At 64.6% G+C, this 10,466-nt stretch carries 13 protein-coding genes; 10 read left to right on the top strand and 3 right to left on the bottom strand.

The features are described from left to right. The 3 genes from modA to B5G43_RS16540 all read left to right on the top strand — a co-directional run. On the top strand, window positions 1–711 hold a 711-nt coding region (gene modA / locus B5G43_RS16550), incomplete at its 5' end, for a molybdate ABC transporter substrate-binding protein (protein WP_087263275.1). Next, on the top strand, window positions 692–1,516 hold the full coding sequence (locus B5G43_RS16545) for an ABC transporter permease (RefSeq protein WP_087263274.1): 825 nt from the start codon (window positions 692–694) through the stop codon (window positions 1,514–1,516). The genes modA and B5G43_RS16545, both read left to right, overlap by 20 nt. Continuing rightward, window positions 1,513–2,274 (top strand): DUF364 domain-containing protein, encoded by a 762-nt coding sequence (locus tag B5G43_RS16540; protein WP_087263272.1) that lies wholly within the window; start codon window positions 1,513–1,515, stop codon window positions 2,272–2,274. The genes B5G43_RS16545 and B5G43_RS16540 overlap by 4 nt, the downstream gene beginning before the upstream one ends. Before the next feature lie 436 nt (window positions 2,275–2,710). On the opposite strand, the gene B5G43_RS16535 is transcribed toward B5G43_RS16540, so the two are convergent. The 3 genes from B5G43_RS16535 to B5G43_RS16525 are packed head-to-tail and all read right to left on the bottom strand — an operon-like array spanning window position 2,711 to window position 6,941. Further along, complete coding sequence (locus B5G43_RS16535; RefSeq protein WP_087263270.1) at window positions 2,711–4,744, bottom strand: ABC transporter ATP-binding protein; 2,034 nt, start codon at window positions 4,742–4,744, stop codon at window positions 2,711–2,713. Continuing rightward, complete coding sequence (locus B5G43_RS16530) at window positions 4,744–6,483, bottom strand: ABC transporter ATP-binding protein (RefSeq protein WP_087263268.1); 1,740 nt, start codon at window positions 6,481–6,483, stop codon at window positions 4,744–4,746. Before B5G43_RS16530 ends, B5G43_RS16535 begins: the two co-directional genes overlap by 1 nt. Before the next feature lie 23 nt (window positions 6,484–6,506). After that, window positions 6,507–6,941 carry a MarR family transcriptional regulator gene (locus B5G43_RS16525; RefSeq protein WP_087263267.1) on the bottom strand — a complete coding sequence of 145 codons (435 nt, stop codon included), beginning with the start codon at window positions 6,939–6,941 and terminating at the stop codon, window positions 6,507–6,509. A 213-nt stretch (window positions 6,942–7,154) separates the two neighbouring features. Here B5G43_RS16525 and lexA point away from each other — a divergent pair, with 213 nt between their 5' ends. The 7 genes from lexA to B5G43_RS17580 all read left to right on the top strand — a co-directional run. Beyond that, entirely contained in the window at window positions 7,155–7,754 is a 600-nt protein-coding gene (lexA, locus tag B5G43_RS16520) for a transcriptional repressor LexA (protein WP_087263265.1), read from the top strand. Continuing rightward, entirely contained in the window at window positions 7,754–8,212 is a 459-nt protein-coding gene (locus B5G43_RS16515) for a methylated-DNA--[protein]-cysteine S-methyltransferase (RefSeq protein ID WP_087263263.1), read from the top strand. The genes lexA and B5G43_RS16515 overlap by 1 nt, the downstream gene beginning before the upstream one ends. Further along, a complete protein-coding gene (locus B5G43_RS16510) occupies window positions 8,209–8,445 on the top strand; it encodes a permease of phosphate ABC transporter (RefSeq protein WP_087263261.1) in 237 nt (78 codons plus the stop codon). Before B5G43_RS16515 ends, B5G43_RS16510 begins: the two co-directional genes overlap by 4 nt. A 3-nt stretch (window positions 8,446–8,448) precedes the next feature. Beyond that, window positions 8,449–9,210 carry an exodeoxyribonuclease III gene (locus B5G43_RS16505; RefSeq protein WP_087263259.1) on the top strand — a complete coding sequence of 254 codons (762 nt, stop codon included), beginning with the start codon at window positions 8,449–8,451 and terminating at the stop codon, window positions 9,208–9,210. Next, complete coding sequence (locus B5G43_RS16500) at window positions 9,207–10,013, top strand: YlmH/Sll1252 family protein (RefSeq protein WP_087263256.1); 807 nt, start codon at window positions 9,207–9,209, stop codon at window positions 10,011–10,013. The genes B5G43_RS16505 and B5G43_RS16500 overlap by 4 nt, the downstream gene beginning before the upstream one ends. Window positions 10,014–10,038: 25 nt before the next feature. Continuing rightward, window positions 10,039–10,248, top strand: a complete 210-nt coding sequence (locus B5G43_RS16495; protein WP_087263276.1) for a DUF896 domain-containing protein — start codon at window positions 10,039–10,041, stop codon at window positions 10,246–10,248. 20 nt (window positions 10,249–10,268) lie between these two features. Next, on the top strand, window positions 10,269–10,466 hold a 198-nt coding region (locus tag B5G43_RS17580; RefSeq protein WP_206405035.1), incomplete at its 3' end, for a hypothetical protein.

Genomic DNA, 10,466 nt, shown 5'->3' with positions numbered 1-10,466 from the left:
ACCCCCAGCCCCTCTCAGGAGGCCAGCCTCCCCCTGGAGGGCCACTCCCTGATGGTGTTCTGCGGCGCGGGCATGAAGGACCCCTTTGAGGAGATCGCCCAGGCCTTTGAGGCCGAGACCGGCTGCAAGATGGAGGTCACCTACGCCAATGCCGCCCAGATCCAGACCCAGATCAACACCGCTCAGGAGGGCGACTTCTTTATCGCCGGCTCCGAGCAGGAGGTGAAGCCGGTGGCCGATCTGGTGGAGAGCTCCACCCCCCTGGTGCGCCATATCCCGGTCATCGCCGTGCAGAAGGGGAATCCGCTGAACATCACCGGCCCCGCCGACCTGGCCGGTGACGGCGTGCGCCTGGTCATCGGCGACCCGGAGGCCACTCCCATCGGTAAGATCGCCCAGCAGCTCTTCACCGACTACGGCATCGCCGACACGGTGGACATCGTCTCCAACACCGCCACCGCCCCGGCCATGACCACTGCCCTCACCGCCGACGAGGCCGACGCCATCATCGTGTGGAAGGAGAACGTGAACACCGACGAGGCCGACATTGTGGACTGCGCCGAGATGGAGGCCTATGTCAAGACCATCCCCGCCGCACGGCTCACCTGCTCCGACGACGCCGAGGCCGCCGACGGCCTGATGGACTTTTTGAACAGCGACGCCGCCCACGAGATCTGGACCAGCTTCGGCTATGAGCTGGCGGAGGGCTAAGGAAAAACACCGCCGGAGGCGGCGGCTTCAACCCTTTGAGTACGCCTTTGCCGCCGTGCTGCTCCTCTGCGCCCTGTTCGTGGCCTGGAATCTGTGGGCCATCCTGGCGGGGGGCATCCCCCACCTGGGGCGGGCCCTGGCCTCGGCGGAGACCCGCTTCGCCCTGCGCCTGAGCCTTATCACCACCACCGTCTCCAGTCTGCTGTGCATGGCCATGGCCATCCCCAGCGCCTACTGCATCACCTCCGCCCCCCTCCCCGGGCGGCGCTTTCTGCGGACCCTGGTGGAGCTTCCCATGTCTCTGCCCTATCTAGTGCTGGGCCTGGCCCTCCTCACGGTCTTTTCCTCCCCCTTCGGGAAGGCCCTGAAGGAGGCGGGGCTGCGCATCGTCTTTGACCCCAAGGGTATCGTGGCCGCGCATCTGCTGGTCAACCTCCCCTTTGTGGTCCATCTGGTGTCCGACGCCTTTGAGCGCCTGGACCCGGAGCTGGCCCTCACTGCCCAGACCCAGGGGGCCACCCGCTTCCAGGCTTTCCGCTACATCACCCTCCCCCTGTGCCGCCCCGCCCTGGTGTCTGCCTTCCTGCTGGCCTGGAGCCGGGGGCTGGGGGAGTTCGGGGCCACCCTCATGCTGGTGGGGGTCACCCGGATGAAGACCGAGACCCTCCCCGCCAGCATCTATCTCAACATCTCCACCGGCGACAACGGCATGGCCCTGGCCACTGCCGTGCTGCTGCTCTTCCTCTCCCTGGCCGCCCAGGGGGTGGGCCGTCTGGCCGGTGGGAAAGGAGCCGAGTTCCCATGACCGCTCACGACCTCTACGAGACGCTGCGGCAGTCCTTCCGGTCCATTCTGGAACAGGAGGGGCTCAGCGCCGACGACATCGCCATCGCCGCCCGGGGCCTCACCCCCCAGGAGGCCATCGGCAACACCCAGCGAAAGGATTTCCCCATCCTCACCGGAAAAGAAGTCATGCTCATGGCCACCTTCCGGGGCGCCAAGGGGCAGGCCTTCACCGACGCCCCCGCCCAGTTCTCCGGGCCCCTGAGTCAGCTGCTGGAGGGGGACCTGGACGGCGACCCCCACGCCCGGGGCCTCTTCATCGCCGCCCTCAACGCGGTGATGAAGTACCTCGGAAAAGCGGACAACACCGTCCACTGCAAGGACGGCGGCCCGGAGTTCTGCGCCCGCCACATGGCGGACTGGGTGGGGGAGACCTACGGAGCGCCCAAAATCGCCCTGGTGGGCTTCCAGCCCGCTCTCATCGCCGCTCTGTCTCAGCGCTTTGAGGTGCAGGTGCTGGACCTCAACCCGGACAACATCGGCAAGGTGAAGGACGGCTGTCCCATCCGGGACGGCGGCACCGACCGGGACGAGGTGGTCGACTGGGCCGACCTGGTGCTGTGTACCGGCAGTACCCTCTGTAACGGCACCATCGTGGACTTCCTGGATCTGCCCAAAGAGGTGGTGTTCTTCGGCACCACCCTCTCCGGCGCAGCCCCCATCCTGGGGCTGAAGCGGGCCTGCTTCGCGGACGCCAGTTTTGCGGAACAGGCAGGATAAGTGAAAGAAAAACGCGTTCCTCCATCTGGAGGAACGCGTTTTTTCATGTTCAGCATTTGGAATGCCGGGGGAACTGTGCTCGCCGCACAGGCGTCCTGCGCGGACAGCGCCCGATTTCTTTTCTCGAAAAGAAACCGGGGAAAGAAAAGAAGGAGAGGGGAACTTCTCGTTCCCCTCTCCACTCCCCTCCAGCGGGCGGCCTTTTAGGGGGCCGCCCATATTGGCAGGGTACAACGCTTTCCGGATAGGCAGAAAGCCCGGAATTGGCCACGCCGCACTTTGGAAATACCGCCGCAGCCGAATGAAAGCCGGGGAGCGCTTTGGGGGAGTCCAGAGGGGGGTATCCCCCCTCTGGGCTTTCTTTCCCACCGCTTTCTTTGCAAAGAAAGCGGTGCTCCCGCAGAGCAGGCGGCCCGCCCGGCGAGGGCAAACCCCTTTACGACAGTTGGAACTGTCCGGTATAGAGCCGGTAATACCGCCCCTTCTGGTCCAGAAGCTGCTGGTGGTCGCCCTTCTCCTGGATCTCGCCGTGCTCGATGACCACGATACAGTTGGAGTTACGCACGGTGGAGAGCCGGTGGGCGATGACGAACACGGTGCGGCCCTCCATGAGGGCGTCCATGCCCAGCTCGATGTGCCGCTCGGTGCGGGTGTCGATGGAGGAGGTGGCCTCATCCAGGATCATCACCGGGGGATCGGCCACGGCGGCCCGGGCAATGGCCAGCAGCTGCCGCTGGCCCTGGGAGAGGTTGGCGCCGTCGCCGGTGACCATGGTGTTGTACCCGTCGGGCAGGCGGCGGATGAAGGAGTGGGCGTTGGCGCTCTTGGCGGCGGCGATGCACTCCTCGTCGGTGGCGTCCAGACGACCGTAGCGGATGTTATCCATGATGGTGCCGGTAAAGAGGTGGGTGTCTTGGAGCACCGCACCCAAACTGCGGCGCAGGTCGTCCTTGCGGATGGCTTTTACATCGATCCCGTCGTAGGTGATGAGGCCGCCCTCGATCTCGTAGAACCGGTTGACAAGGTTGGTGATGGTGGTTTTGCCTGCGCCGGTGGAGCCCACGAAGGCGATCTTCTGGCCGGGGTTGGCGTAGACCGACACGTCCTTTAGGATACGCTTTCCGGGGACGTAAGAGAAGTCCACATGGCGGAAGCGCACCGCGCCCTTGAGCTCGGTGAGGGCGTAGTCCTCGCCGGGGACGCTGCGCACCGCGCCGCGGACCGGATGGAGGGCGGGCTTGCCGTCCGCATCCGGGTACTTCCAGGCCCAGTGGTCGCCCTCGGGCGCTTCCACGGCCCCGCCGTCCTCCGTCAGGGTCACCCGCACCAGCTCCATGCCAGCGCTGCGGGGCACCTTCCACGCCCAGGTGTGGGGCCGTCCGGTGCCGGTGTAGGGGGAGAGGACGCCGTTTTCATCCTTCTCCGCCCCCACCAGGGTGACGGTGCCCTCATCCACCTCGGGGGCGGTGTCCATGACCTCAAAGATGCGCTCTGCGCCCGCCAGGGCAGAGAGGAGGGTGGTCATCTGCTGGGAGATCTGGTTGAGGGGCTGGCCCACCTGCTTGGAGTAGTTGAGGTACACCACCAGGCCGCCCAGGTCAAAGCCCTGGATGACCGACAGCAGTCCGCCGAAGGCGGCGGTGAGGGCGTAGCTGATGTTCATAAGGTTGCCGGAGACCGGCATGATCATGGTGGAGTAGAAGTTGGCCTTCTGGGCCGCGTCCCGGTAGGCCTCATTGAGCTTGCGGAACTGCTCCTTGGCCTGCTCCTCGTGGGTGAAGGCCTTGACCACTTTCAGGCCCTCGATGACCTCCTGGATGTCGCCGTTGACGTCGCCCAGGGTGGCCTGCTGGCGCTGGTAGAAACGGCGGCTGCGGCCGCCCAGCTTGCGGAAGAGGTTCATGGTAATGACCAGGAGCACGGCGGTGACCAGAAAGAGCTTCCAGTTGATGAAGAGCATCATGGCCACCAGACCGATGAACATGAGCACGCTGGAGCACAGGGACACCACGCTCTGCTCCAGAGCCAGCTGCACGTTGTCCGCGTCGTTGGTGAAGCGGCTCATCAGCTCTCCGTGGGGGTGCTGGTCGAAGTAGGAGAGGGGCAGATTCTGGAGCTTGTCGAAGAGGTCCTTGCGCAAGCGGTTGACGCCCCGCTGGGCCAGGCGCACCATGGTGGCCGACTGGCCGTAGGTGGCCAGACACCCCAGCAGGTAGATCCCCACCAGCACCAGGATGGCCCGGCCCAGACCGGCAAAGTCGGTGCAGCCGCTGTAAATGAAGTCGTTGATGATGCCTCGCATCATGTAGGAGCCGCCGATGTTGGCCCCCACCGACACGAGGAGACACCCCAGCACCGCCAGCAGCGGCAGCTTGCTGCGGGTGAGGTAGCCCACCAGGCGGGCCATGGTCTTGCCCAGGTTCTTGGGCTTCTGGTAGCCCCCGCGGGGGGCGCGATTGGGTCCGGGCATTATTCTCCCACCCCTTCCTGCTGAGACTGATAGATCTCCTGATAGATGGTGCTGGTGCGCAGCAGCTCCTCATGGGTGCCCCGGGCGGCGATGTGGTCGTCGTCCAGAATGAGGATCTCGTCCGCGTACTGCACCGAGGAGATGCGCTGGGCGATGATGATGACGGTGGTGTCCTTCAGGTTCTTCTGGAAGGACTCCCGGATGGCGGCCTCGGTGGCGCTGTCCACGGCGGAGGTGGAGTCGTCCAGGATGAGAACGGCGGGCTTGCGCAGCATGGCCCGGGCGATGCACAGGCGCTGCTTCTGGCCGCCGGAGACGTTCACGCCGCCCTGGGACAGGTTGGTGTCGAAGCCGTCGGGGAGGCCCATGATGAAGTCGTAGGCCTGGGCGTCCTTGGCGGCCTGGATCATCTCCTCCTCGGTGGCGTTGGGGTCGCCCCAGAGGAGGTTTTCCCGCACTGTGCCGGTGAAGAGGACGTTGTTCTGGAGCACCATGCCGATGCGGCTGCGCAGCTCCTTCAGGGGGTAGTCCCGCACGTCCACCCCGTCCAGCAGCACCGCGCCGCCGGTCACGTCGTAGAAGCGGGGAATCAGGTTGACGAGAGTGGATTTGCCGGTGCCGGTGCCGCCCACGATGGCCACGAACTGGCCGGGCTTCACGTCGAAGCTGATGTGGGAGAGCACGTCGTCGCCGGTGCCGGTGGCCACATACTTGAAGGACACGTCCCGGAACTCCACCTCGCCCCGGGGCGCGGGCAGGGTCCGTTCCGCCGCGCCGGGCTGATCCTCCACCGAGGGCTCGGTGTTCAGGACCTCGTTGATGCGGTGGGCGCAGGCCTGGGACCGGGAGAGTTGTAAAAGGGACATGGCCACCATCATGACGCTCATGAGGATCTGGACGATATAGTTGATGAAGGCCTGGAGGCTGCCCAGATCAAAGGTGCCTCCCATGACCATCCGCCCGCCGAAGTAGAGCACCGCCACGGTGGCGCCGTTGAGGGCCAGCATCATCACCGGCAGAATGGCGATGACCCGCAGGCCCACGGCCAGGGCGGCGTCGGTGAGCTCGTCGTTGGAGCGGCGGAACTTCTCCCGCTCGTGGCCCTCCCGCACGAAGGCCTTCACCACCCGGATGGCCACCAGGTTCTCCTGGAGGGTGTTGTTCAGGTGGTCGATGCGCTTCTGCATGGTCTCAAAGAGCTTGATGCACACCTTCATGAGAAGGGCGATCACGATGCACATGAGGGGGATCACCACCACCAGCACCAGGGCCAGCGGGGCGTTGAGGGTGATGCTGATGACCAGGGCGGCAATGAGCATCACCGGCGCGCGCACCAGCATTCTGAGGCCCATGGCCAGCATCATGGTCATGGCGTTGACGTCGTTGGTCATGCGGGTGATGAGGGAGGCGGAGGAGAAGCGGTCGATGTCGGCAAAGGAGAACTCCTGTACCTTGTCAAAGAGACACTGGCGCAGGTTCCCGCCAAAGCCCTGGCTGGCCCGGGCGGCGTACTTGGAGGCGTACACGCCGCAGGCCATGGCGATGAGGGCCAGCAGCAGCATCAGGCCCCCCAGCTGGAAGATGTAGGTCACATCTCCCCGGGGGATGGCCACGTCCACGATCTCGGACATGACCAGCGGGAGCAAAAGCTCACAGAGGACCTCCAGGACGATGAGGATGGGGGCCTTGATGGCGTCCCGCTTGTAGCCCTGGAGGTGGGTCAGAAACAGTTGAAGCAACGAAATGAACCTGCCTTTCTGTACTAGGGATTGCGGAGATTGTCCAGCATCTTGCGGAAGAGACAGCGGATCTGCTCCTTCTCCTCCTCCGAGAGCCCGCGGACCAGCCGGTCGTTCACCCGCTGGAAGCAGGCCGCGCAGGTTTCCACCGCCTGCCGGCCCTCGTCGGTCAGGCGCACCCGGTTGCGCCGGGCGTCCCCCGGCTCCGGCTCCCGGTGGATGTACCCCCGTTTTTCCAGCGATTTCAGCGACGTGGTCACCGCCGCCGGGGAGACCTCCAGCCGCTGGGCCAGCTCCCGCTGGGTGAGGCCCTGGTCCTGGGCCGCGCCCCGCAGGATGCACAGCAGCAGGGGATGGCCCACCTCATGGAGCCCCGCGGCGTCCAGCTCGGCCTGCACCGCGCTGCGGTAGGCCTGCCGGAGGTGCTGCACCAGCATCTCCTGATGTTCCTGGGGCATGTGCGCCCCTCCTTTCTCCTTTCGTTAACATGTTAAGTATTTTAGCACCGGCTTTTTTCTTGTCAAGGCCGCCGGGCCACCCTTCAAAATTTGTTCACAAAGACTGTCTCTCTCCACAAAATAAGGAACGTATGTTTGACTTTATTTGGAACCTGTGATACACTGATTTTGTATCGGAACCACCCGCGCAGCCCGCCGGGAAGGAGGCACGCCATGAACAAACTCACTGCCAAACAGCAGAAGATCTTTGATTATATCCAGCAGTTCACCGCCGAACACGGGTATCCCCCCTCGGTGCGGGAGATCGGCGCCGCGGTGGGGCTGAAAAGCCCCTCCACCGTCCATTTTCACCTGAAAGGCCTGGAGGAGGCCGGCATGATCACCAAGGCCGAGGGCAAGACCCGGGCCATCACCGTGGTGGACCGCGCCGCGCCGGAGCCGCCCCAGAACCAGGTGCCCATCGTGGGCAACGTGGCCGCCGGAGCGCCCATTCTGGCCGAGCAGCACATTGAGGACTACCTCACCTTTGACGCCGGAGCCCATCCGGAGGAGTACTTCGCCCTGCGGGTGCGGGGGGAGTCCATGCTCAATGCCGGCATCCTGCCCGGCGACCTGGTGGTGGTCCACAGCCAGACCGAGTGCCACAACGGCGAGATCGTGGTGGCACTCTTTGAGGACGAGGCCACCGTGAAAACCCTCCGCCGCAAGGACGGCAAGACCTGGCTCATGCCGGAGAACCCGGAGTATGAGCCCATCGACGGCACCTATGCCCAGCTGCTGGGCAAGGTGGTGGCCGTGGTCCGGCGCTACTGATGGAGCTGCTTTTCGTCGACACTCCCCTGGGGCAAATGGCCCTGGCGGAGGAGGATGGGGCCCTCATCCGGCTGTATCTGCCCGGAGAGGGGACGCCCCGTTTGATGCCCCACGAGACCCCGCTCCTCCGGGAGGTGCGGGAACAGCTCCTCGCCTACCTACGGGGGGAGCTTAAAACCTTCGAGCTTCCCCTCGATCCCCGGGGCACCCCCTTTCAGTGCGCCGTGTGGGAGGAGCTGCGGCGCATCCCCTACGGGACCACCTGCACCTACGGGGAGCTGGCCGCGCGCATCGGCAACCCCAGGGCCGTCCGGGCCGTGGGGCAGGCCAACCACCGCAACCCCCTGCCCATTTTCATCCCCTGCCATCGTGTCATCGGAGCAAACGGGGCCCTCACCGGCTACGCCGGGGGCCTGGAACTGAAACGAAGTCTGTTGGAACTGGAGGGAATCGTATGAAAAAGCTGTTTTCCGCCGCGGATGCCTGCATCGCCGAGATGAACTGGAAGGACATGGCCCTGGTGAAGTTCTGCCTGTGCTCCATGGGCATGCTGCTGGGCCTGGCGGTCCCCAAAAAAGGCCGCAAATGGGCGGCGCTGGGGGCCTCTATCCTCTTCGTGACCACCTACCTCCCCCTGATTCTGAAATTCCTGCCCGCGCTCAGCCGCGCCATGAAGGGCAGAGAGGAGTAACCTTTGAAACTCATTTCCTGGAACGTCAACGGCCTGCGGGCCTGTCTCAACAAGGGCTTTCTGGACTTTTTCCAGCGGGAAGCCCCCGATGTCCTGTGCCTGCAGGAGACCAAGCTCCAGCCCCACCAGATCGAGCTGGAGCTGCCCGGCTACCACCAGTACTGGAACAGCGCCGAGAAGAAGGGCTATTCTGGCACCGCCCTCTTTACCAAAATGGAGCCCCTGGCCGTCACCTACGGCATCGGCATCCCCGAACACGACACCGAGGGACGGGTCATCACCGCCGAGTATGAGGACTTTTACCTGGTGTGCTGCTACACCCCCAACGCCCAGCGGGGCCTGACCCGGCTGGACTACCGCATGGTATGGGAGGACGCTTTCCGGGCCTATCTGAAGGAGCTGGACGGCAAAAAGCCGGTCATCCTCTGCGGCGACCTGAACGTGGCCCATCAGGAGATCGACCTGAAAAACTTCAAGACCAACCGGGGCAACGCCGGCTTCACCGACGAGGAGCGGGGGAAGATGACGGAGCTGCTGGACGCCGGGTTCGTGGACTCCTTCCGCTCTCTCTACCCCGACGTCACCGGGGCCTACTCCTGGTGGTCCTATATGTACCACGCCCGGGAGAACAACGCGGGGTGGCGCATCGACTATTTTATTTGCTCCCAGCGGCTGAAAGACCGCATCGCCGACAGTAAAATTCTCGCCGACGTGATGGGCAGCGACCACTGCCCGGTGGAGCTGGACCTGCGGGAGGAAGCATGACCAAGACCGAAGTGCTGGACAAGCTGGCCCGGGACGGGGAGGAGCGGCTCCTCCTGGCCCGGGCCCTGGACAAGCTGGAGACCGCCCGGCGGAAGAACATCCCCGCCTGCACCGGCTTTTTGTCCCCCGCGGAGCGGGTGAGTGTGGAAAACCTCATCGCGATGAGCGGCCACCCTGCCCACCTCTTTTTCGGCGGGTACGAGGGGGCGGAGCGCACGGTGTGCGTTTTTCTCCCCGACTGGCAGGAGCCGGAGGATTTTTCCGCGCTGGCCCTGGCGGACGAGGGCCCCGTGGCCGCCCTGCGGTGCACCTTCCGGGCGGAGGAGAACCTGACCCATCGGGATTTTCTGGGCTCCATTCTGGGCCAGGGCATCACCCGGGAGAAGGTGGGAGACCTGTTGGTGGGGGAGGGCAAGTGCGACCTCATCGTACTGCGGGAGCTCTCGGACTATCTCCTCCAGAACCTGGACAGCGCCGGGCGGGTGCGGCTGAAGGTTTCCGCCATCCCCCTGGCCGATCTGGAACCGCCGGTGGTGCAGGTCAAGCACATCCGGGACACCGTGGCCACCCCCCGGCTGGACGCCATCGTGGCCGCCGCCTTTTCCACCTCCCGTGGAAAAGCTGCCGACTTCATCTCCGCCGGCCGGGTGCAGCTCAACCACCGGGAGTGTACCAAGTCCGACAAGCTGGTGGAGGAGGGAGACACCCTCTCCTGCCGGGGACTGGGCAAGGCCGTGGTGAAGTCCCTGGGAGGCCTGTCGAAAAAAGGCCGCGTCATGGTAGAGCTGGAGCGCTACCTCTAAATTATCTGGAAGGAGCAACGATATGATCACCCAAGAGCAGATCGCCCGCATCAACGAGCTGGCCCGCAAGGCCAAGACCCCCGAGGGCCTCACCCCCGCGGAGACGGAGGAGCGGGACATCCTCCGCAAGGCCTACATCGCCTCGGTCCGGGCCAACCTGGTGGGCCAGCTGGAGAACACCTATATCGTGGAACCCGACGGCACCAAGCACCGCCTGACCCACAAGGACGACTGATTGAACAGAAAAAAGCCGTTGTGGAAGAATCCTTCTGCAACGGCTCTATTTCTTTCCGGGGAGCCCGGAATATTTGTCCTCGCCGGACGGGCCGCCTGTCCGGCGGGGACCCGATTTCTTTTCTCGAAAAGAAATCGGGGAAAGAAAAGAAGGAGAGGGGAACTTCTCGTTCCCCTCTCCACTCCCCTCCAAAAGGGCGGCCTTTTATGGGGCCGCCC

It is taken from the genome of Flavonifractor sp. An92 (assembly GCF_002159175.1).
Taxonomy (GTDB): domain Bacteria; phylum Bacillota; class Clostridia; order Oscillospirales; family Oscillospiraceae; genus Pseudoflavonifractor_A.
Note: the sequence above shows the minus strand (reverse complement) of the source record. Positions and strands in the feature narration are given on the sequence as shown.